The sequence below is a fragment of the Pseudoxanthomonas sp. CCNWLY206-1 genome (genome assembly GCF_039710385.1).
Lineage (GTDB): Bacteria > Pseudomonadota > Gammaproteobacteria > Xanthomonadales > Xanthomonadaceae > Pseudoxanthomonas_A.
Window position 1 is genome coordinate 47,560 of record NZ_JBDKXI010000002.1, and the last position, 23,674, is coordinate 71,233.

19 protein-coding genes are annotated in these 23,674 nt (G+C 62.0%); 5 read left to right on the forward strand and 14 right to left on the reverse strand.

The window, feature by feature from the left end; genetic code table 11:
• Positions 1-50 precede the first annotated feature (50 nt).
• The 5 genes from recX to AADW18_RS04430 form a co-directional block, all read right to left on the reverse strand.
• Positions 51-563 carry a recombination regulator RecX gene (gene recX, locus AADW18_RS04410; protein ID WP_337342160.1) on the reverse strand — a complete coding sequence of 171 codons (513 nt, stop codon included), beginning with the start codon at positions 561-563 and terminating at the stop codon, positions 51-53.
• Positions 564-632: 69 nt separating this feature from the next.
• The gene (gene recA / locus AADW18_RS04415) at positions 633-1,667 is read right to left on the reverse strand and encodes a recombinase RecA (protein WP_337342161.1); all 1,035 of its coding nucleotides are present in this window, start codon (positions 1,665-1,667) and stop codon (positions 633-635) included.
• Positions 1,668-1,851: 184 nt separating this feature from the next.
• Entirely contained in the window at positions 1,852-2,487 is a 636-nt protein-coding gene (gene lexA / locus AADW18_RS04420) for a transcriptional repressor LexA (RefSeq protein ID WP_337342162.1), read from the reverse strand.
• A gap of 82 nt (positions 2,488-2,569) precedes the next feature.
• Positions 2,570-3,067, reverse strand: coding sequence for a CinA family protein (locus AADW18_RS04425; protein ID WP_337342163.1), 498 nt, complete (start codon positions 3,065-3,067; stop codon positions 2,570-2,572).
• A 134-nt stretch (positions 3,068-3,201) separates the two neighbouring features.
• Positions 3,202-5,769: a TonB-dependent receptor gene (locus AADW18_RS04430; protein ID WP_337342164.1), complete on the reverse strand. Its 2,568-nt coding sequence runs from the start codon at positions 5,767-5,769 to the stop codon at positions 3,202-3,204.
• Between the two features lie 428 nt (positions 5,770-6,197).
• On the opposite strand from AADW18_RS04430, the gene mutS reads away from it, so the two are divergent.
• The 3 genes from mutS to AADW18_RS04445 all read left to right on the forward strand — a co-directional run bounded on the left by mutS (position 6,198) and on the right by AADW18_RS04445 (position 12,420).
• Positions 6,198-8,789 (forward strand): DNA mismatch repair protein MutS, encoded by a 2,592-nt coding sequence (gene mutS, locus AADW18_RS04435; RefSeq protein WP_337342165.1) that lies wholly within the window; start codon positions 6,198-6,200, stop codon positions 8,787-8,789.
• Positions 8,790-9,345: 556 nt separating this feature from the next.
• Positions 9,346-11,598 (forward strand): catalase/peroxidase HPI, encoded by a 2,253-nt coding sequence (katG, locus tag AADW18_RS04440; protein ID WP_337342166.1) that lies wholly within the window; start codon positions 9,346-9,348, stop codon positions 11,596-11,598.
• A 210-nt stretch (positions 11,599-11,808) separates the two neighbouring features.
• Entirely contained in the window at positions 11,809-12,420 is a 612-nt protein-coding gene (locus AADW18_RS04445) for a DUF937 domain-containing protein (RefSeq protein WP_337342167.1), read from the forward strand.
• A 53-nt stretch (positions 12,421-12,473) separates the two neighbouring features.
• Here AADW18_RS04445 and AADW18_RS04450 read toward each other — a convergent pair whose 3' ends face one another.
• The 7 genes from AADW18_RS04450 to ffh all read right to left on the reverse strand — a co-directional run bounded on the left by AADW18_RS04450 (position 12,474) and on the right by ffh (position 17,963).
• Positions 12,474-12,881, reverse strand: a complete 408-nt coding sequence (locus AADW18_RS04450; RefSeq protein ID WP_337342168.1) for an RNA-binding S4 domain-containing protein — start codon at positions 12,879-12,881, stop codon at positions 12,474-12,476.
• A gap of 415 nt (positions 12,882-13,296) precedes the next feature.
• On the reverse strand, positions 13,297-13,695 hold the full coding sequence (rplS, locus tag AADW18_RS04455) for a 50S ribosomal protein L19 (protein ID WP_337342170.1): 399 nt from the start codon (positions 13,693-13,695) through the stop codon (positions 13,297-13,299).
• A 173-nt stretch (positions 13,696-13,868) separates the two neighbouring features.
• Positions 13,869-14,624, reverse strand: a complete 756-nt coding sequence (trmD, locus tag AADW18_RS04460; RefSeq protein ID WP_337342171.1) for a tRNA (guanosine(37)-N1)-methyltransferase TrmD — start codon at positions 14,622-14,624, stop codon at positions 13,869-13,871.
• Positions 14,625-14,733: 109 nt separating this feature from the next.
• Positions 14,734-15,261, reverse strand: a complete 528-nt coding sequence (gene rimM, locus AADW18_RS04465; protein ID WP_337342172.1) for a ribosome maturation factor RimM — start codon at positions 15,259-15,261, stop codon at positions 14,734-14,736.
• 38 nt (positions 15,262-15,299) lie between these two features.
• A complete protein-coding gene (gene rpsP, locus AADW18_RS04470; protein ID WP_337342173.1) occupies positions 15,300-15,557 on the reverse strand; it encodes a 30S ribosomal protein S16 in 258 nt (85 codons plus the stop codon).
• 99 nt (positions 15,558-15,656) lie between these two features.
• Positions 15,657-16,454 (reverse strand): aminotransferase class IV family protein, encoded by a 798-nt coding sequence (locus AADW18_RS04475; RefSeq protein ID WP_337342174.1) that lies wholly within the window; start codon positions 16,452-16,454, stop codon positions 15,657-15,659.
• Positions 16,455-16,589: 135 nt separating this feature from the next.
• Positions 16,590-17,963: a signal recognition particle protein gene (gene ffh / locus AADW18_RS04480; protein ID WP_337342175.1), complete on the reverse strand. Its 1,374-nt coding sequence runs from the start codon at positions 17,961-17,963 to the stop codon at positions 16,590-16,592.
• Between the two features lie 158 nt (positions 17,964-18,121).
• Between ffh and ccsA the strand changes: the two genes are divergently transcribed.
• Both ccsA and AADW18_RS04490 read left to right on the forward strand, forming a co-directional pair.
• Complete coding sequence (gene ccsA / locus AADW18_RS04485; RefSeq protein ID WP_337342176.1) at positions 18,122-18,913, forward strand: cytochrome c biogenesis protein CcsA; 792 nt, start codon at positions 18,122-18,124, stop codon at positions 18,911-18,913.
• Positions 18,910-19,425 carry a demethoxyubiquinone hydroxylase family protein gene (locus AADW18_RS04490; RefSeq protein WP_337342177.1) on the forward strand — a complete coding sequence of 172 codons (516 nt, stop codon included), beginning with the start codon at positions 18,910-18,912 and terminating at the stop codon, positions 19,423-19,425. The genes ccsA and AADW18_RS04490 overlap by 4 nt, the downstream gene beginning before the upstream one ends.
• A 194-nt stretch (positions 19,426-19,619) precedes the next feature.
• Here AADW18_RS04490 and radA read toward each other — a convergent pair whose 3' ends face one another.
• A complete protein-coding gene (radA, locus tag AADW18_RS04495; RefSeq protein WP_337342178.1) occupies positions 19,620-21,011 on the reverse strand; it encodes a DNA repair protein RadA in 1,392 nt (463 codons plus the stop codon).
• Positions 21,012-21,161: 150 nt separating this feature from the next.
• Positions 21,162-23,663, reverse strand: a complete 2,502-nt coding sequence (locus tag AADW18_RS04500; protein WP_337342179.1) for an XVIPCD domain-containing protein — start codon at positions 23,661-23,663, stop codon at positions 21,162-21,164.
• Positions 23,664-23,674 lie beyond the last annotated feature (11 nt).

Sequence of the window (23,674 nt, forward strand, 5' to 3'; positions counted from 1 at the left end):
CCGCAAGATGCGGGCGCGGGCTGGAGCAAGCAACCCAATGCCTTAGATTATCAGGCCGGACCCGTCCAGTCGTCAGGGTCCACCCGGGTCGCGGCGCGAATGCTGGCGCTATCGAACCCTCGGCGCGCCAGGAACTCGGCCGCCTTTCGTTGTTGTGCGAGATCATTTGGGCGAACCGGACCGAAACGGCGGCGGACGAGGTCGCACGCCGTTTCGGTCCAATCGCTTTCGAACGTCTCCATCGCGACCGCAATGGCTTCCCGGTCCAGACCATGGGTTGCCAATTCGGCGCGGATGCGCAGAGGGCCATAACCGCCGCCGGCCCGGGTCCGTACCAGGACCTCGGCAAAGCGGTTGTCGTCCTGCCAGCCCTCCCCTGCCAACCGTTCCACGGCGGCTTGCGCTTGTTCTGCCTCAATACCCCGCGCGGTCAACTTGCGCGTCAGCTCCTTGCGTGAGTGCTCCCGTCGTGTCAGCAAGCCCAAGGCGCGCTGCAAGGGCGTTTGCTCTTGTGCCTTGCCTCGGCGGCGCTCCTTGCGTCTGCCTTCGCTCTCACCTTCCATTTCATCGTCCCTCTTCCCTTCCCCAGGAGGGAAAGGGAAGAACGTTATCCGTCCGCTACTCGTCCAGGATCACTCTTCCAGAACCTCGGCAGCATCGCTGCCAATTATTTCGGCGGGCTGGAACTTCTCGCGCAATTCGGCTTCCAGTCTCGCGGCGATTTGCGGGTTCTCGCGCAGGAACGTGCGTGAATTGTCCTTGCCTTGGCCGATACGTTCGCTGCCGTAGCTGTACCAGGCACCGGCCTTATCCACCAGCTTGGCTTCCACGCCCATGTCGATCAGCTCGCCTTCGCGGCTGATGCCTTCGCCATAGAGGATTTCGGTGACGACCTGCTTGAACGGAGGCGCCAACTTGTTCTTGACCACCTTGATCTTGGTCTGGTTGCCGATGATCTCGTCGCCTTTCTTGATGGCACCGATACGGCGGATATCCAAGCGCACGGAGGCATAGAACTTCAACGCATTGCCGCCGGTGGTCACTTCCGGGCTCTGGCCCGGCATCATCACGCCGATCTTCATGCGCAACTGATTGATGAAGACCACGGTGGTATTGGAGCGCTTGATATTACCGGTCAGCTTGCGCAGGGCCTGGCTCATCAGACGCGCCTGCAAACCGGGCAATTGGTCGCCCATTTCGCCTTCGATTTCGGCCTTGGGCGTCAACGCCGCCACCGAGTCGATCACCACGATGTCGATGGATCCGGAGCGCACCAGCATGTCGGCGATTTCAAGCGCCTGCTCACCCGTATCCGGTTGCGAGAGCAGCAGATCGTCCACATTGACGCCCAACTTGGCGGCATAGATAGGATCCAGGGCATGCTCAGCGTCGATGAACGCAGCGGTGCCGCCCAGCTTTTGGGACTGTGCGATGGCTTGCAGAGTCAAAGTGGTCTTGCCGGAGGATTCCGGCCCGTAGATTTCAACGACGCGACCGCGCGGAAGACCGCCAATACCGAGCGCTATGTCCAGCATCAACGAACCGGTGGGAATGACTTCGACCGGCTCGATCACTCGGTCGCCCATGCGCATCACCGAGCCTTTGCCGAACTGGCGCTCGATCTGCGTCAGGGCCACGGAAAGGGCACGCTTCTTGTTCTCGTCCATCGTCGGATTCCTCGGTGAATTTAGGTTGATGCAAGGCTATCGGGCTCGGATCGCACGGACTGCGACGCTGGAGCCATGATTGGAATTATCGTGCTGGAGGCGGCGGATGCCATCGGAGAAATCCGCACGGGCAAGTCGGGAAACACCACGAGCGATGCCCGCAATGACCTGAGTATCGATGCACTCACCGATTTGGCCTCACCAAACCGCAGTAAAGCCCTTCGATGGCGAAATCCTGGTCCGGCAGCACGTCGATGGGCGCATAGTCCGGATTACGCGGCAACAGGCGGATGCGGTCCTTGCCTATCTTCAACAGCTTGACGGTGATCTCATCGTCGATGCGCGCCACCACGATCTGGCCGGAGCGGGCGTCGTGCGTGCGATGAACGCCAATCAGGTCGCCATCGAAGATGCCTTCGTCACGCATCGAGTCGCCCTTGACCTTCAGCAGATAGTCCGGCGGCGGCGCGAAAAAGGTCCGATCCAACAGCACGTAGTCGTGGTTGCCGGCATCGGCACCGATGGGAGCACCCGCTGCGACGCGCCCCAGGATGGGAACCCGCAAGGCGTTGTCGTCATTGATAACGTTGGCCACCGGTTCCGGCGTAGCCGGCTGCACCAGGCGAATGCCACGGGCCTGCCCCGGCACCCGTCGGATGGCGCCCGCCTGTTCCAGCGCTTCCAGATGGTATTGGGCGCCACGGACACCCTTGAAACCAAAAGCCCGGGCGATTTCGGTCTGCGAAGGCGGCACGCCTTCGCTACCGATCCGCTCGGTGATCAGGGCGAGAATGGCTTGCTGCGTATCGGTCAGATCCATGGTTAGTAGTAATACTACTAACTAGAAGAATCCGCAAGCGCCTTTTTTCCAGACGGCCACCAGCCCGGCCCGATGCCGAGCCTCAAGCCACCAGCACCCCCACACCTCGCAGCGCCGCGGCAACCGTCTGCCGGCGCACGGCCTCACGATCGCCGTCAAAATGGAAAGTCTCCGCGCGCGCATAGCCGCCGCGCCGCTTCCAACCTATCCAGACGGTGCCCACCGGTTTGTCGGCGCTGCCACCGCCCGGGCCCGCGATGCCCGTGACCGCGACCGCGACGCTGGCGCCGGAATTGACCAATGCCCCAGAGACCATTTCGATCACCGTTTCGCGACTGACGGCGCCAAAGTTTTCCAGCGTCTGCGGGCGCACGCCCAGCAATGCCTGCTTGGCTTCGTAGCTATAAGCCACCATGCCGCAATCGAACCAATCCGAGGAGCCGGCGATATCGGTCATGCACTTGGCGATCCAGCCCCCGGTACAGCTTTCCGCGGTGACCAGGTGTTCGCGCGCATCGCGCAGGCGTTCACCAAGTTGCTGCGCCAACTGGCGCAGTTCGCTATCGGACAATGTGGACATCAGCGGCGATCATCGGGGGGGGAAACCGCCGTTGTATCCGAAATCGGCGTAACTGTCTGCCTGTTCCTCGCCGGTTCGGGAAAAAGCAAAGCCCGCCACTTCCGTGACGGGCTTTGTCGATTACTTGGACTGACTCAGTAGCGTACGCGCAGCGTCATCCCGTACATCCTGGGTGCGCCCAGGAACGCGTTGTAGGTGTTGAACGGATTGCCCGGTGCTGGCGAGACGTTCTGCAACGGTCCGTCGAAGCCCACTTGTACATAGTCTTCGTCGAACAGGTTGGTGCTCCACAGCTCCAGCATCCAGCGCTGATCCTGTGCGCCGATGCCGAAGCGCGCATTGGCCACGGTGTACGCGTCCTGCATCTTCTCAACGTCGAGATCCGAGCCTGTGTTGTACTCGGACACGTACTTGGCACCAATGTTGAAGCGAGCCATGAGATCTCCGAAATCCCACTCGTAGGTCACCGAAGCCGAACCCGACCACTTGGGTGCGAAGCTCATCTGCCCGCCGGGCAACTTGTACAACTGTCCGGTCGGCGCGACGAAATCCCCGCCTGGAATGTTGTCGCCGTATTGCGTGTCGGCGTACATCAATCCGCTCTGCAGCATCAACCCGCGTATCGCACGCGGCTGCCAGAGAATTTCGGCATCAACGCCCTGCGACACCACTTCCGGGATGGAACGCACCACGAAGCTGGTACCCAGGAAACTGTTGAGCTGGAAGTCCTCGTATTTCTGATGGAACAGCGTGGCATTCAGCAACAAATTGCCGTCGGCCCAGGTGGTTTTGGCGCCCAGCTCGAAGCTGTCGACGAACTCGCCGGCGAAAGACGTATCGAGCACCGGCACGATCCCGGCACCGCCGCTGGACAAGCCATTCGACGACTGCACGCGGTCCAGATTGAAACCGCCGCCCTTGTAGCCGCGCGCGGCCGAGGCGTAGGTCATGACGTTCTCGTTCCACCGGTAGGCGGCCTTCAACGTGCCCGACCATTCCTTTTCCTCGCGGTCCTGCACGGTATCGCGCGTGGGCGAATTGTGCAGCGGATTGGCCCAAGGCAGACAGCCGTAGCCGATGACCTGGGGGATAACCGCTGGCAGCGCGGCCGCGGGCACGCCGCGCGCCATCAATGCCGAAGCGATACGCGCCTGGCCGCCAGGACCAAGCATCGCAGAGCAACCCGGACTGCCGTTGGGATTGCTGTAGTTGGAGATCAACTCCTTCTTTTCGCGGGTGTAGCGAAGCCCCAACGTGAGGTCCAAGGCATCGGTCGCGTGCCAGGTATTGTTGGTGAACAGTGCCGTGCTCTTGGCGCTTTGTTTATAGGTGTCCAACGCGCCGAGCCCAGCGAATACCGTTCCCGGCGCGAGGCCCGTGGCCTGAGACAGGAACAAGGGAGCCGTCGGCGAAGCACCGAGCGCAGGATTGACCAGCGACAGCAACGCCACCGACAAATACGGCTCATAGTGACGGCCGATGCTATACGTCTCGGTGCGGTCCAGGTCCTCGTCGGAGTAGAAGAGGCCCACCATCCAATCCAGCCGGTCGGTGGCGCCGGTCAGGCGAAACTCCTGGCTGAAAGTCTCGAAGCCGGTGAAGGATTCGCCTTCATCAGGATTGCGGTACAGAACGTCGGCGGTGCTGAAGTCGTAATCCAAGCCATTGATGGCCTGCCAATCGCGCGATGCGGTGATCGAAGTCAATGTCGCATTGCCGAACCATGACGTGTCCCAATTGACCTCGACCGAAACACCCTTGTCCTTGATGTCCTGGCTGGTGGGCCGATTGCTGTAGGCAACGCGATTGAAAGGATCGTCCCCGGGGCGGGCCAGCGCCTGGCCGCCCACCAGCGCATTGAGAATGTTCGCAGTGGCGCCTACCGTGGTCTGCACCGCGGTGCAGCAGTTTTCCTCGCGGCTGGTGAAGTCGCCGGTCAGCAGGATTTCCAGGTTCTCGGTGGGTTCCAGCAACAGCTTGCCGCGCAAGGTGTGGAAGTTCTGGTCGTAGTCCTCGGTTTCACGGCGCGGGCCGGTGCCGGTACGCACGTCCATCCAACCGTCGCGCTTGCGCTTGGCCGCGTAGATGTTGAATGCGCCAATCTCGCCCAGCGCATCATTGTAGCTACCCGACACACCCAGCGCGTTGTAGTTGCCTACGGTGACCTCGCCCTCGGCGCTTTGGGTGTAGCTGGGGCGGCGGGTAATCACGTTGATGACGCCAGCAGACGTGTTCTTGCCGAAGACGGTGCCCTGCGGTCCTTTCAGGACCTCGATGCGCTCCAACTGGCCGAGATCGCCGAAGCCCACGCTGTTGCGCGGCCGGTACACGCCATCGATGACGATGCCCACAGACGATTCCAGGCCGACGTTATCGCCCACGGTGCCGATGCCGCGAATGCGCGCAGTGGTGATCGCCTCGCTCTGCGTGCTGGTCACCGTCATGCCAGGCACCAGTACCTGAAGGTCCTTGATGTCGCGTACGCCGGTGTCTTGAAGCAGTTGCTCAGGCAACGCCGTGACCGAAATCGGCACGTCCTGCATCGCTTCTTCGCGCTTTTGCGCGGTCACCGTCATGGTGGCCAGCGTGGTGGGCTCTTCTTCCGCGGCAGCATTCTGTTGCGCGTAGGCCTGCGGCCCCATGCATAGCGCAGCGAATACGGCGAGTGTGAGCGTCCTCTTCTTTTGCTTTGCGATGACCATGTTGTCCCCTCCCCGGGTCATGTTCTTGCAGCAACTGCTCGACTTGGATTGTTCGACTGAATTGTCCGGCTTGGAGCCGGTAGATACGTACTTCCACCTTGGTTGGACGATTAACCGCTGTAGACCCCTACCCGGCCGACTGTACTCCGATTTCACAATTGGGCATCTTGCACTGCATCGATACCCAAGCTGTCAGCCAAGGATGGGCCCGACACGAGACTAACGGGCGCATCAGGTCGCCGCCACTGCCGAATTTCATACTCGGGCTTCAGCAGCGCTGGCGCACCGACTGGTGCGCCGCCAGGTTGCCGACGGAAAATGCCGCGTTCTGTTCAAGATCTGCACCGAAACAACGGCACGCCCTTGTGGAACGGGGACATCCTCGCCCGCTTTCCGGCACAATGCCGTGCGCGAAAACGTCAGGCTTTATGAGCATCGAGAAGACCCCCGAACACACCCCGCTGATGAAGCAATTCTTCAGCGCCAAGTCCGAATACCCCGATCTGCTGCTGTTCTTCCGCATGGGCGACTTTTACGAGTTGTTCTACGACGACGCGCGCAAAGCCGCACGATTGCTGGATATCACCCTGACCCAGCGCGGCAGTTCGGGCGGTGCGCCGATTCCCATGGCGGGTGTGCCGGTCCATGCCTACGAAGGCTACCTGGCACGGCTGGTGGCGCTAGGCGAATCGGTCGCCATCTGTGAACAGATCGGCGACCCTGCGCTGGCCAAGGGGCTGGTGGAGCGCAAGGTAGTGCGCATCGTCACCCCTGGGACGGTCACCGACGAAGCACTACTGAACGAAAGGCGGGATACGCTTCTGATGGCGATCGCCCGCGGCCGCAGCGGCTATGGCCTGGCCTGGGCCGACCTGGCCGGCGGCCGCTTCATGGTCAACGAAGTCGAGAACGACGACGCTCTGGAAGCGGAACTATCGCGCCTTGAGCCCGCCGAGCTGTTGATGCCGGACGAGGAAGGCTGGCCGGAGTTCCTGCGCCAGCGCAGCGGCGTTCGTCGCCGCGCGCCATGGCTGTTCGATCCGGATAGCGGGCGCAGGCAGCTGCTGCAGTTCTTCGGCCTGCACGATCTGACAGGTTTTGGCATCGACGACAAACCCTTAGCGACCGCCGCCGCAGGCGCGTTGCTGGGGTATGTCGAAGAAACCCAAAAGCAGCGCCTACCGCATCTGACCGCCATCGCGGTGGAATCAGCTGGCGACGCGATAGCGATGAACGCAGCCACTCGGCGCCACCTGGAACTGGATACCCGCGTTGACGGCGATACCAAGCACACCTTGCTGGGTGTGCTGGATTCCACCGTCTCGCCGATGGGCGGACGGCTGCTGCGGCGCTGGCTGCACCGGCCCTTGCGCGACCGCCGCGTACTGGCCGAACGGCACCAAGCCGTTGATACCTTGATCCGGCAAGGCGCGGATCGCGATCTGCGCGATCGTTTCCGCGCACTGGGCGATCTGGAGCGCATCCTCACTCGCGTCGCGTTGCGTTCGGCACGTCCGCGTGACCTATCCACTCTGCGCGACGGTTTGGCGCTGCTGCCCGCCATACGCCAAGTCATTGCGCCGCTGGATTCGCCAAGGTTGAACGCCCTAGCGGCGGAACTTGGCGAACACGACGACACCGCCGCGATGCTGATGAGTGCCGTGGCCGAACAGCCACCGCTGAAACTCAGCGATGGCGGTGTCATCGCGACCGGTTTCGATGGCGAACTGGATGAACTGCGGCGCCTCAGCACGCATGCCGATCAATTCCTGATCGATCTTGAAATCCGCGAACGCGAAAGCAGTGGTATTCCGACGTTGAAAGTCGGCTACAACCGGGTGCACGGCTATTACATCGAAATCAGCAAGGGTCAATCGGATAAGGCACCGGTGCACTATACCCGGCGGCAAACGCTGACCAATGCGGAGCGCTACATCACCGAAGAACTGAAAAACTTCGAGGACAAAGTGCTGTCGGCGCGCGAACGTTCGCTTTCACGCGAGAAGCTGCTGTATGAAGGCGTGTTGGACACGTTGAACCAGAATCTCGAGCCATTGAAACGCTGCGCGGCGGCGCTCAGCGAACTCGATGTGCTGGCAGGCTTCGCGGAACGTGCGCAGGCGTTGGATTGGTCGCAGCCGGAACTGCGCGAAGCGCCCGGTCTGGAAATCGAACGCGGCCGCCATCCCGTGGTGGAAGCGGTGCGGCAGGAACCGTTCGAACCCAATGATCTGGTCTTGCGCGAAGACCGTCGCATGCTGGTCATCACCGGCCCCAATATGGGTGGTAAATCGACCTATATGCGCCAGAACGCATTGATCGTGCTGTTGGCGCACATCGGCAGTTTCGTGCCGGCCTCGCGCGCCAGCATCGGTCCCATTGACCGCATCCTGACGCGTATCGGTGCCGGCGACGACCTGGCTCGCGGCCAGTCGACCTTCATGGTGGAGATGGCTGAAACCAGCTACATCCTTCATCACGCCACGCCGCACTCGCTGGTGTTGATGGATGAGATCGGTCGCGGCACCTCCACTTATGACGGCTTGGCCCTGGCGGACGCAGTGGCGCGCCACCTGGCGTCCAACAACCGCTGTTACACCTTGTTCGCCACGCATTACTTCGAACTGACCGCACTCGCTGAGCCCGGCAGTGGCATCGCCAACGTACATCTGGATGCAGTGGAGCACCACGACAAAGATCGCGGCGACACGTTGGTATTCATGCATGCGGTGAAAGACGGCCCGGCAGATCGCAGTTTCGGCTTGCAAGTCGCTGCGCTGGCGGGCTTGCCCAAGTCCGCCGTACAGCAGGCGCGTCGGCGCCTGGCGGAACTGGAACAGCGGGGACGCGAGACGCACGCTTCAGACATGGCGCCCCAGGCCCTGGATGCTCCGCAGCAGTTCGGATTGTTCGCACCTGCGACGTCTGCGTCGCTGGAGGCCTTGGCAGCCATCGATCCGGATGAGCTCACGCCCAAGCAGGCCTTGGAAGCCCTGTATCGTTTGAAGTCGCTGTTGTAGCGATATCCCATCACTTAGTGCATTTTTCTGCAGAGCCGAGCTGTGCCCCGCATAGGCCGAATTGGTAGCAACTATGCCGTCGCAACGGCAGGCAATAACGAATAGCCGTCTGTCGCAGACCAAGCTTGTGCTTGCCCCCTTGTGGGGCTCGGCTAATTGGCCACCGGAACCATTGCGATAAGAAGAGCAGCGGAGCAAGCTCCGCTTTACGAGAGCGGGCGGCTCTCATGTGACTCCGCCTGTTGTGACATTGTCATAGCCCCTCTCTATCGAACGGTTCACCACAAACGATTTTCACAAATCGTTCAACAGGGCTAGGCTGTTTTGACTTCCTAGAACAGCGAGAACTAGGAAAACAGCCCGGCTCCCGAAGCCGCTCCAGTCAGTACCCGTGCATGGACAGCAACCAGAATCGCCAAACAACGAAACGGCGGTCCGTTGCTCCAGGACTGGCCAAAGATGGGTGCATCGTTAGATCGCATCAAAAAAGATTCCACCGGTACTCGAACTCCAAATCCGGATCGAGTTGGATGCAAACACTACAAGGAGCAGAACCATGTCATCAGAAGCAAAATGCCCGTTCAAGCACAGCGCCGGCGTCGGTCCCTCGAACCGGGACTGGTGGCCGAATCAACTTCGGCTTGATCTGCTGCATCAGCACTCGTCCAAGTCAGATCCGATGGGTGAGGACTTCGACTACGCCAAGGAGTTCAAGAGCCTCGACCTGGCCGCCTTGAAAAAGGATCTCGCCGCGCTGATGACCGACTCCCAGGACTGGTGGCCGGCGGACTTTGGTCATTACGGCCCGTTGTTCATCCGCATGGCGTGGCACAGCGCCGGCACCTACCGCATCGGCGACGGTCGCGGCGGCGGCGGGCGTGGCCAGCAGCGCTTCGCGCCTCTCAATAGTTGGCCCGATAACGCCAGCCTGGACAAAGCACGCCGTCTGCTTTGGCCGATCAAGCAAAAGTATGGCCGCAAGATTTCCTGGGCCGACCTGATGATTCTCACCGGCAACGTCGCCCTGGAAACGATGGGATTCAAGACCTTCGGTTTCGCTGGTGGACGCGAGGATGTGTGGGAGCCGGATATGGACGTGTACTGGGGTCGCGAAACCACATGGCTCGGAGGCGACGAACGCTACGCGCACGGTTCCGAAGGCGTCGAGAAGGAAGGCGGCGTGCTGGTGACAGAGAACGCGGCGGACGGGGACGTGCATACACGCAATCTGGAAAACCCGCTGGCTGCCGTGCAGATGGGTCTTATCTACGTCAACCCGGAAGGGCCTGACGGCAACCCGGACCCCATTGCCGCTGCACGTGATATTCGCGAAACCTTTGCGCGCATGGCGATGAACGATGAGGAGACCGTTGCACTGATCGCTGGCGGACACAGCTTCGGCAAGACACATGGTGCGAGCGCCGCTTCACACGTGGCGGCCGAACCCGAAGCCGGCGATATCGAGGACCAAGGCTTCGGCTGGAAGAACAGCTTTGGCAAAGGCGCGGGTGCCGACACCATCACCAGCGGCCTTGAGGTCACCTGGACCACGACACCGACCAAGTGGAGCAACGACTTTTTCCAGCACCTGTTCGGCTACGAATGGGAACTGACCAAGAGCCCGGCCGGCGCGCATCAATGGCAGCCAAAAGCGGGGGCCGGTGCTGATACGGTTCCGGATGCGCATGATGGTTCGAAGCGGCGCGCTCCCAATATGCTGACCACGGATCTTTCCTTGCGATTGGACCCCGCCTACGAAAAGATCTCGCGCCGTTTCCTGGAAAATCCGGATCAGTTCGCGGACGCTTTCGCCCGCGCATGGTTCAAGTTGACCCATCGCGATATGGGCCCGCTTGCGCGATATCTCGGCCCGGAAGTACCTGCTGAAGAGCTTATCTGGCAGGACCCCCTTCCCAAGGCCAAACACAAGCCCATCGACGAGCAGGATGCTGCTTCCCTCAAGGAAAAGATCCTGGCTTCGGGCTTGTCGGTCTCCCAACTGGTTTCCGCCGCGTGGGCCTCGGCTTCCACCTTCCGTGGCTCCGACAAGCGCGGCGGTGCCAACGGCGCTCGCGTTCGCCTGGCGCCGCAAAAGGATTGGGCGGTCAACCAGCCCGCGCAGTTGGCGAACGTGCTGAAGACGTTGGAAGGTATCCAGAACGACTTCAACACTGCGCAAGCGGGTGACAAGAAGGTGTCCCTGGCCGACTTGATCGTACTGGCCGGTTGCGCAGGCATCGAGCAGGCTGCGAAGAATGCGGGCCACGCGGTAACGGTTCCCTTCTCGCCGGGACGCACCGATGCCACGCAGGAACAGACCGACGTGGATTCGTTTGCGCCACTCGAACCCGCCGCAGATGGCTTCCGCAACTATCTCAAGGGCCGGTACAGCGTCCCCGCCGAGGCCCTGCTGATCGACAAAGCACAGTTGCTGACGCTGACCGCGCCGGAGATGACGGTTCTTATTGGCGGCATGCGTGTATTGAATGCGAATGCCGGTCAATCCCAACACGGTGTCTTCACCCAACGGCCGGAAGCACTCACCAACGACTTCTTCGTGAACCTGCTCGACATGCGCACGGAGTGGAAAGCGGTTTCCAATGACAAGAACGTGTTCGAAGGACGCGATCGCAAAACCGGCGAACTCAAGTGGACGGGGACTCGAGCCGATCTGGTATTCGGCTCCAACTCCCAACTGCGCGCCTTGGCTGAGGTCTACGCAAGCTCGGACGCACAGGAGAAGTTCGTCGGTGATTTCGTGGCGACCTGGAACAAGGTGATGAACCTCGATCGCTTTGATCTTGCTTGATCCCGGAAGTGGTCGTCTCGGAGAGTAGACCGTAGAGATTGGCCCCGACCGATAAGGCGAATATAAGAGCCGCGTGCCGTCAGGTATGCGGCTCTTTCTTGTTGCGGATGCCCGCCGGTCGGGCAGTGTCTGTTTCGCTTCGGCGGATGCCTGGATTAGCGCTAGCATGGCCGCTCGCTTTACCCCAAACGTCCAGGAGGACGGCCGACCATGAGCAACCATGCATCTTTGACTGAACAGCTCTCCGCGCAACTTCAAGGCGCCCCGTTGCAGCAACTCTCTCAGCAGCTCGGTATCGACCAGAATCAGGCCTCGAGCGCGGTCAGTGCTGCGCTACCCTTGCTTATGGGCGCATTGGGCCGCAACAGCGCTCAACCGCAGGGCGCTGAAGCATTGTTCGGAGCATTGCAGCGCAACCACAGCGGCTTGGACATCGGCAGCGTACTGGGGGCGGTGATGGGTGGTTCCAGTACTCCGCAAACCAACGGCGCCGGCATGCTCGGGCATATTTTCGGCGGCAATCAGCCTCGTGCCGAGCAGGGTTTAGCCCAGGCCACAGGTCTTGACGGCGATCGTGCCGGCCAACTGTTGAAGACGCTGGCACCCATCGTGATGGCTTTTCTGGCACAACGAATGACGCAAGGCGGGCAAGACGCCACCGGCCTCAGTCGCACTCTGGGCCAGGAACAGCAGCAAATCGCACAGCAGGGCGGTGTAGGTGGCGGTCTGCTGGGCGCGGTACTGGATCAGGACGGTGACGGCCAGCTGGGATTAGGCGACCTGTTGAAGATTGGCGGCGGACTGTTGGGCGGCCGCCGCTGAGGAGTGGCGGTTGAAAGCCTGCGACCGGAGCGCATGCTGTGCGCTTCGGTCGTTTACAACGCGTCGATGTCGCCTAATGCGCGGATCAGACGTCTTGCCCGTTTATCGGGCTTGGACTGCGGTGCCTGGTAGCCGGTGCGCTCGGCGCGACGCTGCGCGGCCGCGGCTTCCCGCTTGATACGCGAGTCTTCGCTCTCGTGATAGAGCGTCCTTGCAAAGATCGCGGGACCTCGCTGGTCACTGAGTGCCGTGACCTGAACCTCGAACACTTCTTCGCCGCGCGCGATCTTCAATTCATCGCCTGACCGAACGCCGCGCGCGGGCTTCGCGCGTTGGCCGCCGATCTCGACCTTCCCCGTCTCCACGGCCTGCTTGGCCAATGCGCGGGTCTTATAGAAACGTGCGGACCACAGCCAGATATCGAGGCGGATGCTGGGTGTAGGAGCGGGAATATCTGTCATACGGTGTTCGGTTTGCAGTATCGAAAGATGGCTCAGGACGGCGGCTTGCCTGCTGGGAGCCGGATTTCGGCGGATTGCTCGTAAGCCTGCTGGCACGCCTTGGACATGTGGTAGTCGCGAACCGCTTCCCGCTGTTCCCTACTGGCATCGACGGGTAACGGCTGCGATGCGACAGCGCGCGCCTCATCAGCGCACCAGAGGTGCGGCGGCGGCGGGGACGCGTCCTGGACACCATATCCGCCGCTGGCACAGCCTGCGGTGAAGCCAGTCAGAGACAGCAAAACCAAGAACATCTTCCTGTACATGGAGTCGGCTCCGACGATCCGGGTAGCAGCAGTTTGCTCCCGTCGGCCACGGATCACAAACGCGAACGGCCACCCGAAGGTGGCCGTTGCTGCGACACCGAAAACGCCGATTACTTGGCGGCGGCAGCGGCGGCTTGGCGAGCCTGCTTGGCAGCGGCGTTGCCGGCCAGATCTTCCTTGATGCGGGCAGCCTTGCCTTCCAGCTCGCGCAGGTAGTACAGCTTGCCGGCGCGAACCTTGCCGCGACGCTTCACTTCGACCGAGTCGATGATGTGGCTGTGGGTCTGGAACACGCGCTCAACGCCGTAACCGTGCGAGATCTTGCGCACAGTGAAGGCGGAGTTCAGGCCGGCGTTCTTCTTGGCGATGACCACGCCTTCGTACGCCTGCACACGTTCGCGGTTGCCTTCCTTAACCTTGACGTTGACGACAACCGTGTCGCCGGGGCCAAACGCAGGCAGCTCACGCTGGATCTGGGCGGCTTCGAATTCCTGGATGAGATTGCTCATGATGGCACCGTTACTTGTTAGCGTGGTTGTGTCGTTCGACAACAAAAACTGATGCAGTCGCCGAATTGCGCTGCACGATATTCTTATGGGGTTCCGCCGGCCGGTCGTGGCCTAGGAACCGCGCATATTACCCGATTTCCGGCTCGTGTGGCTAGATTGCCCCTTAATCTGGCCTATTCCTGGCCGCTTTCCCGCCATTCCTGCCGGAACGCCTCCAAGAGGGTGCGGTCGGCCTTGGACAACCCGGTCTCGTCCAGCAGGTCCGGGCGGCGCAACCAGGTCCGGCCCAGCGATTGCTGGCGCCGCCAGCGAGCAATGGCAGCGTGGTCGCCAGACCGCAGCACCGCAGGTACTTCGCCCAGCGGATGGACGCTGGGATGGGTGTAGTGCGGGCAATCCAGCAGACCATCGCCTTCGAAGCTGTCCTGAACCGCGGACTCCGCGTCATTCAGAACCCCATCCTGTAGCCGTGCGACCGCGTCGATGACGACCGCCGCCGCCAGTTCGCCGCCGGACAGCACGTAGTCGCCGATCGAAATCTCTTCGTCCACCTCGGCCGCCAACAGGCGTTCGTCCACGCCCTCGTAGCGTCCGCACAACAGAATCAAACGCGGACGAGTGGCCAATTCGCGAACCTTCCGCTGGGTGAGCGGCTGGCCTTGCGGGCTCAAATACACCACCGGTGCCGGCTCTGGGTCGGCCCCACGCGTGGCCGAAAGACAGGCCAGCAGCGGCTCGATCATCATCACCATGCCCGGACCGCCACCGAAGGGCCGATCGTCGACGCGGCGATAACCGCCTACGGCATAGTCGCGCGGATTCCAACCTTGCAGCGCCAGAAGACCACGCTCCTGCGCCCGGCCAACGACGCCGAAGCCCGCGCATTGCGCGACGAATTCTGGAAACAAGCTGACGACGTCGATGCGCATGGCGGGGAAGCAGTAAAGAGTTAAGGGTAAATAGTGAAGGGTAAAAGCAGATGCCTGGCTTCTCTAGGCTATCTACCCTTGGCTATTTACTCTTCACCATTTGGCCACTTCAAAAATCCGGATCCCAGTCAACCGTCACTACGCCCGCTTCGAAATCCACCGATTTGACGAATTCGGGCTCGACGAACGGAATCAATCGCTCACGTTCCCCGCGCGCCACCAGCACGTCGTTGGCACCGGTCGAGAATAAGTGCGAAACATGGCCGAAGTCGGTGCCGTCCGCATTCATTACCCGCAACCCCTCCAAATCCACCCAGTAAAACTCACCGGGCTTTGGGGGCGGCAGCGCCGAACGCGGTACATGGATTTCGGTGCCGCGCAGTGCTTCCACCGCATCGCGGTCTTCCACACCTGGAAACGTCGCAACCAGATGCTTGCCCGAGTCCTTTCCGCGTGCACCGCTCAGTTCGCGCTCGTTGCCGGCCGCATCGCGCAGCGTCCATGGTTGATAGCGAAAAATCGCGTCGCGCGGTTCGGTCCAGGATTCGATCTTGATCTGGCCGCGCACACCAAAAGCGCCCACTACCCGCCCCAACAGAATCGTTTTCTGCTGGGCGGTGGGGCGCTCGGTATTCATTACGTTCGGAGGATGCGCCGCCGCAGCGGCGCCACCGCTTAGGCCGAAACCTGAGTCTTGGCCGCTTCCTTGTACAGGCTGCGGACTTTCTCGGTCAGCTGGGCGCCATTGCCCACCCAATGATCAACGCGGGCGATGTCCAGCTCGACGCGCTTTTCGTTGCCGGCGGCGACAGGGTTGTAATAACCCACGCGCTCGATATTGCGGCCGTCACGCGCGCTGCGCGAGTCGGTGACGATGATGTGGTAGAAGGGACGCTTCTTCGCGCCGCCACGGGTGAGACGGATCTTGACCATTGCTTTGTTTTCCAGTGTTGCCCAGTCGCCAGAATGGCGAGGTAAGCCGGATATTCTAAGCCATTGAATGCTTGAAGGAAACCGGGGAATGCGCCTGTTCTAGCTGATCGCCTGCCAGGGCTGGCTGGCCAAGGCGGCCTTCAGCCGCGCCATTAGCGTCTCACTGCTACCGAAGACGACCCCATCAACGCCCAGCACCGGCTGGATTCCGCTGGCATTGACGGCGAAACCGGCGCGAAACCCCTTCGCCTCCCCCAGCGTCACCCGACGATGCTGCTGCGCCACCCCAAGATGGCTCAAGCCTGCCTGAAGCAGCTGTTCACCTACGCCGCGCAGGGCGGGCGCTTCAGGCCAGACCACGCTCGCACCATCCCAAAAGCCAATGTTCCAGATGGAGCCTTCCGAAACAGCCCCGTCCGGGGTAACGAACAATGCGTCGTCGGATCCGGCCTGTATCGCCAGCCGCCGGTAGTGGAACAAGGAAAACGTACCCACGTGCTTGATGTGCGGCAGTGGACGGACGAACGGATACGACTTGAGCTGCAAGGCCGGCTTTTCCGGATCCGCAGGCGGCGATAACGACACCAGCACATCCGGCAGAAACGCACCGGCAGGATGCCGGTAGTCGAAGGCACGGGCGAATACTGTCAGACGGAGCGAGCAATCCGGTTCGCCGGTGTCCAGCGCGATGCGCAGGTTGTCCAGGATGCGTGCTGTTGGCAGATCGCTGTCGAACAATTCGCGCGTGGCGCTTTGCAATCGGCGCAGGTGCAAGTCCAGGCCCTGCACCGCGCGGCCGCGCACCTGCATCGACGTGAAGTGGCCGTAGTTGGTCAGCGCCAGCGCACGCAGATCATCGGCACTGGCGGAGTGACCGTTGAGGAAGGCGATGGACATGGGGTGAGCAGTGTCTCCGATGTGCGCGATCTCAGCCTTGCCTGCGGAAGTGATGCCAGCGTGCTGCGGCACCAGACCACGATGATCAACCAGATATCGAATCGCGACTCACGTCGCTCCTACAAGAGAAGCGCATCAACGGAACGGCATGCCGCCGCGTGCGCCGCCCATCATGCCCTTCATGCCGCGCATCAACCCTTTCATTCCGCCACCAGCGAGCTTGCCCATCATTTTTTCCATCTGCTGATACTGCTTCATCAGCTTGTTGACGTCCGCCGGCGTAGTGCCGGACCCGCGCGCGATGCGGGCGCGGCGCGAGCCGTTGAGCAACGCCGGATTGCGGCGCTCCTTCTTGGTCATGGAATTGATGATGGCAACCATGCGCGGCACTTCCTTTCCTGCCGCCACCTGCTGCTTCACATGGTCGGGAATCTGCCCCATGCCGGGCAGCTTATCCATCAGGCCGCTCAAGCCGCCCATGTTCTGCATTTGCTCCAACTGATCGCGCATGTCGTTGAGGTCGAACTTCTTGCCCTTGGCGACCTTGGCCGCCAGCTTGGCGGCTTTTTCCTGATCGACGTTCTGCTCGACCTGCTCCACCAGCGACAGCACGTCGCCCATGTCCAGGATGCGGTTGGCCAGGCGCTCGGGATGGAACACGTCCAGGCCGTCTGGTTTTTCGCCCACACCGATGAACTTGATGGGCTTGCCGGTGATGTAGCGCACCGAAAGCGCCGCACCGCCGCGCGCATCGCCGTCGGTCTTGGTCAGCACCACGCCCGTCAACGGCAACGCCTCGGAGAATGCCTTGGCAGTGTTGGCAGCGTCCTGGCCGGTCATGGCGTCGACGACGAACAGCGTCTCCACCGGCTTGACCGCCGCATGCAGTGCCTTGATCTCGGCCATCATTGCTTCGTCGATCGCCAGGCGGCCGGCGGTGTCGACGATCAGCACGTCGGCGAAGGACTTGCGGGCATCGTCGATGGCGGCGCGCACGATGTCTTCCGGCTTCTGCCCGGCATCGGACGGGAAGAACAGCACGTCCACCTGCTGGGCCAGCGTCTTGAGCTGCTCGATGGCGGCCGGGCGATAGACGTCGGCGCTGACCACCATCACCTTCTTCTTGCGGCGTTCCTTCAGGTGCTTGGCGAGCTTGGCCGCGGTGGTGGTCTTGCCCGCGCCCTGCAGGCCGGCCATCAGGATCACCGCCGGCGCCGGAACGTTGAGGTTCAGGTCGCTAGCGCTGGAACCCATCACCGTGGTCAGTTCGTCGCGGACGATCTTGATCAGCGCCTGGCCGGGCGTCAGGCTCTTCAGCACTTCCTGGCCGACCGCACGCACCTTGATGCGCTCGATCAGTGCCTGCACCACCGGCAGCGCCACGTCGGCCTCAAGCAGCGCGATGCGTACTTCGCGCGTGGCTTCGCGGATGTTTTCCTCGCTCAGGCGGCCGCGGCCGCGCAGGCGCTCGATGGTGCCGGAAAGACGCTGGGTGAGGGATTCGAACATGGAGGCGTACTGCGGACGGTAAACGGACGCGGATTATAGCCCGGCGAAGCCAAGGCCCTTTCGAAGCGGCCAGCAGGACTGGGCGGAAAGAGCCTTGGGCGGGTTCGCAGCCAGCAGGCGCCCCTTGAAGGGCAATGCCGATATGCGACACTTCCGGGATGACAATAATTCTCATCGCGATAGCGCTCTATCTCCTGGCGACGGGGCTGCTGGTCCGGGTCGTGATCCAGGACAGTGGCAATAGGCCGCGTCTCTGGTTACTGCCGGCGTTGGCGGCGGTACTGCTGCATGGCGGCTATCACCTGTGGGTCGCGTGGGGCACGTCAGGCGGGCCGGACATGCACTTTTTCGCCGCGCTCTCGCTGGTCGGCCTGGGTATGGCGGCCATGACATCGGTGGTGGGCGCGCAGGGTCGCATGGCGGCAGTGGGCGTGGTTGCATTCCCGTTGGCGGCGCTGCTCCTGTTCACGTATCACGCCAACGGCCATGTCTCCGCTCCCGCCCTGGATTGGCGTTTGCAATTGCATGCTTGGCTGGCGCTGCTGGCCTACGCCACGTTGGCGATCGCGGCGCTGCTGGCGGTGATGCTGTGGGCACAGGAACGTGCGCTTCGCCGGCGCGAATTTCACGCCTGGCTACGTGCCCTGCCCCCGCTGACCGAACTGGAAGATCTGCTGTTCCGCACTATCGCGGTCGGTTTCGCGCTGCTGACCGTGACGTTGTTGACCGGCATTTTGTTCGTGGAGAACTTTTTCGCGCAGCACCTGGCGCACAAAACCGTGCTTAGCATTCTCTCGTGGCTCGCTTTCGGCGCCCTGTTGATGGGCCGCTGGCGCTACGGTTGGCGTGGCGGCAAAGCGGTGGGCTGGACGCTGGTGGCGATGACACTGTTGGTGCTTGCGTTCTTCGGCAGCAAATTCGTGCTTGAGTTGGTGCTGCAGCGGGAATGACAACCACACGGGGTAGCCGAATCCTCAAGGTGAACCACGCTGGCGAGAACGGAGCGGTGAACATCTATCGAGCGCAGATAGTGGTTTCCCGATTTTCCGCCCCCCATATGACTGACATGCTGCGCGAATTTCTGTCGCACGAGGTTCGCCACCGCGCATTATTTTGGGAACGCCTGCAAGCGCGAAGAGTGCGCAGGTGCCGCAGCTACTTGTTGTGCGGCCTGGGTGGGTTCGCATTGGGTTTATTCACCGCCATGTTGGGCGGTGGCGCGATTGCCGCCACTACCCATGCTGTCGAGAGCGTGGTTCTTGAGCATCTGGAAAGGCAGATGGCGGAATTGCGAGATCAGGACCCGACGGCTTACACCGCTATCGCCGATATCGTCGCCGACGAGCGCGAACACCACGACCATAGCAAGCGCCTGACTCGTGTCGGATTTTGGCCGTTGCTGATTTCGCCGATTGTTCGTGCATCAACCGAAGCCGTTATCTGGCTGGGGATGCGCCTTTAGGCAGCGAAGCTTCGTAGAGCGGAGCTTGCTCCGCTGCTCTTGGCGCACCGCTCCGGAAGCATCCGGCATATCAGGTTCGGGATGAAAAGCAGCGGAGCAAGCTCCGCTCTACGAGAACGGCGCCGTTGCTGCTGATCGGACCTATCGCGAGGCGCAGCTCCGTTCTACGTAGGGCGAGGCGGGCCTTGCGTACCCTACTCCGCTGCCGCCTCCAACGCCTGCGATAGCCGTTCCACCGCGACCACTTCCAATCCTTTGAATGCACCTGATTTCGGTGCATTGCCCTTGGGCACGATGGCCCGCTTGAAGCCATGGGTCGCGGCTTCGCGCAAGCGCTCCTCGCCGTTGGGTACTGGGCGAATTTCACCGGAGAGGCCCACTTCGCCGAACGCGACCGTCTTGTCTGCAAGCGGCCGATCGCGCAGCGATGACAGCACCGCCAGCAACACCGGCAGATCGGCCGCGGTTTCCTGCACGCGGATGCCACCGACGACGTTCACGAACACGTCCTGGTCGCCGACCACCACGCCCCCATGCCGATGCAGCACGGCAAGCAGCATCGCCAGGCGGTTCTGTTCCAGGCCAACCGCCACGCGGCGTGGGTTGGACAAGGGTGATGAATCGACCAACGCCTGCACTTCCACCATCAGTGGACGCGTGCCTTCGCGCGTCACCAGCACGCAGCTGCCGGGTTGCTGGGTGCTGCCGCCCGACAGGAAGATGGCCGATGGATTCGGCACTTCCTTCAGCCCCTTCTCGCCCATGGCGAAGACGCCGAGTTCGTTCACCGCTCCGAAGCGATTCTTGAATGCGCGCAACACCCGGAAACGACTGCCGCTTTCGCCTTCGAAGTACAGCACCGCGTCGACCATGTGCTCGAGCACTCGCGGACCGGCGATGCCACCTTCCTTGGTTACGTGGCCGACCAGGAATACGGCCGTGCCGGTTTCCTTCGCATAGCGCACCAGCCGAGCCGCGCTCTCGCGCACCTGGCTGACCGACCCTGGCGCGGCGGTCAGTGATTCGGTCCACAGCGTCTGCACTGAATCGGCCACGATCAGCTTGGGCCGAGTGGCAACCGCCTGGTCCAGGATCTTCTCAATGCCGGTTTCGGCCAGTGCCTGCAAGTCATCCAGCGGCAGGCCCAGACGCACGGCGCGCCCCGCCACCTGCGCCAGCGATTCTTCGCCGGTCACGTACAGCGCAGGGAAATTCGCCGACATCGCCGCCAGCGCTTGCAGCAGCAAGGTGGATTTGCCGATGCCCGGATCGCCACCGACCAATACCACGGCGCCTTCCACCAGGCCGCCGCCCAGCACTCGGTCGAACTCGCCGATGCCCGTGGAAACGCGTGCTTCTTCGCTATGGCGCACGTCTTTCAGCGCCGTGATCTTCGGCGCGTCCGCTTTACCTGCCCATCCCGAACGTCGTGCTGCGGGCGGTGCGCTGCCGGCGGCCTCCAACACGATTTCCGAAAGTGAATTCCACGCACCGCATTCGCCGCACTGGCCTTGCCACTTGTTGAAATCGGCGCCGCATTCGCCGCAGACATACGCTGTCTTGGTCGCCGTCTTACTCTTGGCCATAAATTTCCATCGTGCTTGACGGCGTACAGAATAGCCGCGTCACGTCGCAGTGCGCGAGACACAGCGCCCACGGCGGCTAGCAGGCGCCAGCGTCGTCGGCATGACGCGAATGGATGGGGTTTTTATCTGGCCGGCTCGCGGGCCCGCAAGTCAGGCAAATCGTAGCGAACGATTGACTGTTTCTTGTTCTTGTTGCTGATCCCGCGTCTGGATGCGTGTTTGCTCGACCTGCTCACCGCGGACCTCCGCCATCCGTTGGGTACTGTGAGCCAACGAGGTATTCAATCCCTGCGTGGTGTCCACCGAGGCGCGTTGGTGCGCTGGATCTTCCAGCCGCCCCTGGATTGCGAAAGTGCGGCTGGCGTCATGGCTCAGGACGACATGATCGATAGCGCTGAGGCCTTCTCGTTTGGCTGCCACAGCCAAGTGTCCGCTGAGCTGATCGCTACGCAGATCGGGAACACGATTCGCCTGCGCATCGAGTGCATAGACACCTTCGGCGGCGGTACGGAACAAGGAATAGTCGGGGTGGCTTGGCTGATTGAGCAGTAGCCCGGTCTTAATGGGAGTATCCGAAACACCGGCGCCGCCAGAAGGCGCCTGCTGATGAGATTCTGTTGCTGGCGAGACGTTCTGCCGCTCCTGCAGCGCGCGGAAGCGCGCCAGCTGCTCGACAGCCTCGTGCTCCAGCGCCATCGTGCGTGCGTCCAGGCTGGGAATGGCGGTACTGGTCATGCCATGACGCAGTACGGCTTCCGCCGCGGCGTCCTTGCCCTGAGTGACCACTACGCCGGTTTTGGCGAGATTGATCCAACTGATTGGTCCGTTGGTCAGATAAGTGGCCTGGGCCGCTCCCAACGTTCCCACTACCGCGCCAGTCGCAGCGAGCGCCGTAGGCGCATGTTCGGAAGCGCCGCGAATACTGCGCCCGGCTTCGTCGAGTGCAAGATTTACCTTGAGTCCCGCCTGCTCGTTGACGCGGCGCAAGTCAGCGCCAACGCTGTTGGCGGATTGTTGTATGCCCTGTGCACCTTGGTCTGCCCATCCGCGAATACCTTGAGCGTCCTGCCGCGCGGCCTCGATGCTGTGCGCCGCTTGCTCGCGCTTGTCTTCGCAGAATGCGTCCGTGGCGCGCTCGCGCCGTTCGACCAATTGGTCGATTCCAGGAAACAGCCGGTCAGCGAACGGAATCTTGTCCACCGCCCGCAGCAACCCATTGGTAGTCTCGTTGCTCCATTGCGCACCCGCGCATTGCACTATCGGCAGCGCAGCACCCAGATAGCCGGCGCCAAGCCGTACCTGCGCCACCGCCTCACCGCCCTGGCGTACCTGCCAACCGGCTACCTGGCCGATGGTCTGCGCGCCCAGTTCCGCCGTCTGGCCAGCGATCTTCCCAGTTACCTGGTAACCGTCTCCGAACTTGTCCAGCACCACCTCGGTGACTCGTCCGCCCTGGGCGATCGCTCCGCCGGCATATTTGCCCGCCTGCGCGCCGACAAGCGCTCCGGTCAACACATTCAATAGGGGTCCGGCATCCCTGCCGACGTCGCTCAGCGCCAACTCGGCTGGGCGATCAACCAGTTGGCCATTGGCATCGCGCATTTTCGCCGGCAACGTGGGCTGCACTTGTCCAGCGGCGGTAGGAACACGCTGGAGGATTTGATTGCCAGAGTTTTCCGCCAGGTAATCGATCAACCCCAACGCGTCTTGCTGCGCTCGCGTGCTGTGCGGGAATGACTGCTCGATTAAATCCTCCACCCGCTCGCGCGCACCGGGAAGGCGGGAAACATCGGCGGCCATGTTGGCAACCACACCCAGTTGCATGCGGCGCAAGCCGCTCAACTGCCCTACTCCGGTTTGCACGTCGGTCAGCACCTCGCCTTGTATCTGGATCGCGGTAACCGTCTGTTGGGTATCGAATACAGTCAGGCCATTGCTTTGGGCAAAGCGCAGCGCAGTGTTGGTGTGAAGTCCCGCGGAATTGATGGTGGTAGCGGGAATACCGGTCACGGCCGAGGCGGCGGAAGCCAAGCCGCCACCGAGCGAGTGGCCGACGATTTCGAAGCGACTACCTACAGCGGTGCCACTTAAATCGGAAGCCAATCTCATGGCTCGATTGTAGTAGTCGCTTTCCAGACCAGTACCTTGCAGCCCGTTATTCAGCCAATCCTCCGGCGCCGATTCGCGCCGCATTGGATTTCCCTGCTCATCCCGAGCCACGACCGGTCCGTTGGAGCCCTTGTAGCAAATCACTGGCCTGGCATCAGCCCCAAAAACAGCGGGGTCGGGCAGATAGATTTCGGCGCGAAAGTTGGAGTCGTTGGGTTGCAGATACTGGCCTATCTGTTCGTCAGTCCAGTTCACGCCCGCCTGCCGCAGCAACTCCGGGTGTTCGCTGGCGCGCCGCCAGCCAAACTGTAGTGGCGGTTCATGCGCGGCGGATCGATAGACATCGTCAGCAAGCCCGGCCATCTCCCGAGTGTGGTACTGGCGTTCCAACTGGTCAGCGTGCTCCACCAGTTCCGGATCATCCGACGTGCGCAGGCTCGCGACAAACGATTGCTGTTGCCGGATCTGAAGTGCCTTTTCTTCGAGCGAACGCGGTTCCTGCAAAGGAAGCTCCGGCTCGATTCGGACGGCGGGCGTTGGCATGGCCTGGCTCC

Excerpts from the sequence above, each read along its gene's own strand:
- recX (WP_337342160.1), bottom strand. The coding sequence starts at position 563 with ATGGAAGGTGAGAGCGAAGGCAGACGCAAGGAGCGCCGCCGAGGCAAG.
- recA (WP_337342161.1), bottom strand. The coding sequence starts at position 1,667 with ATGGACGAGAACAAGAAGCGTGCCCTTTCCGTGGCCCTGACGCAGATC.
- lexA (WP_337342162.1), bottom strand. The coding sequence starts at position 2,487 with ATGGATCTGACCGATACGCAGCAAGCCATTCTCGCCCTGATCACCGAG.
- AADW18_RS04425 (WP_337342163.1), bottom strand. The coding sequence starts at position 3,067 with ATGTCCACATTGTCCGATAGCGAACTGCGCCAGTTGGCGCAGCAACTT.
- AADW18_RS04430 (WP_337342164.1), bottom strand. The coding sequence starts at position 5,769 with ATGGTCATCGCAAAGCAAAAGAAGAGGACGCTCACACTCGCCGTATTC.
- mutS (WP_337342165.1), top strand. The coding sequence starts at position 6,198 with ATGAGCATCGAGAAGACCCCCGAACACACCCCGCTGATGAAGCAATTC.
- katG (WP_337342166.1), top strand. The coding sequence starts at position 9,346 with ATGTCATCAGAAGCAAAATGCCCGTTCAAGCACAGCGCCGGCGTCGGT.
- AADW18_RS04445 (WP_337342167.1), top strand. The coding sequence starts at position 11,809 with ATGAGCAACCATGCATCTTTGACTGAACAGCTCTCCGCGCAACTTCAA.
- AADW18_RS04450 (WP_337342168.1), bottom strand. The coding sequence starts at position 12,881 with ATGACAGATATTCCCGCTCCTACACCCAGCATCCGCCTCGATATCTGG.
- rplS (WP_337342170.1), bottom strand. The coding sequence starts at position 13,695 with ATGAGCAATCTCATCCAGGAATTCGAAGCCGCCCAGATCCAGCGTGAG.
- trmD (WP_337342171.1), bottom strand. The coding sequence starts at position 14,624 with ATGCGCATCGACGTCGTCAGCTTGTTTCCAGAATTCGTCGCGCAATGC.
- rimM (WP_337342172.1), bottom strand. The coding sequence starts at position 15,261 with ATGAATACCGAGCGCCCCACCGCCCAGCAGAAAACGATTCTGTTGGGG.
- rpsP (WP_337342173.1), bottom strand. The coding sequence starts at position 15,557 with ATGGTCAAGATCCGTCTCACCCGTGGCGGCGCGAAGAAGCGTCCCTTC.
- AADW18_RS04475 (WP_337342174.1), bottom strand. The coding sequence starts at position 16,454 with ATGTCCATCGCCTTCCTCAACGGTCACTCCGCCAGTGCCGATGATCTG.
- ffh (WP_337342175.1), bottom strand. The coding sequence starts at position 17,963 with ATGTTCGAATCCCTCACCCAGCGTCTTTCCGGCACCATCGAGCGCCTG.
- ccsA (WP_337342176.1), top strand. The coding sequence starts at position 18,122 with ATGACAATAATTCTCATCGCGATAGCGCTCTATCTCCTGGCGACGGGG.
- AADW18_RS04490 (WP_337342177.1), top strand. The coding sequence starts at position 18,910 with ATGACAACCACACGGGGTAGCCGAATCCTCAAGGTGAACCACGCTGGC.
- radA (WP_337342178.1), bottom strand. The coding sequence starts at position 21,011 with ATGGCCAAGAGTAAGACGGCGACCAAGACAGCGTATGTCTGCGGCGAA.
- AADW18_RS04500 (WP_337342179.1), bottom strand. The coding sequence starts at position 23,663 with ATGCCAACGCCCGCCGTCCGAATCGAGCCGGAGCTTCCTTTGCAGGAA.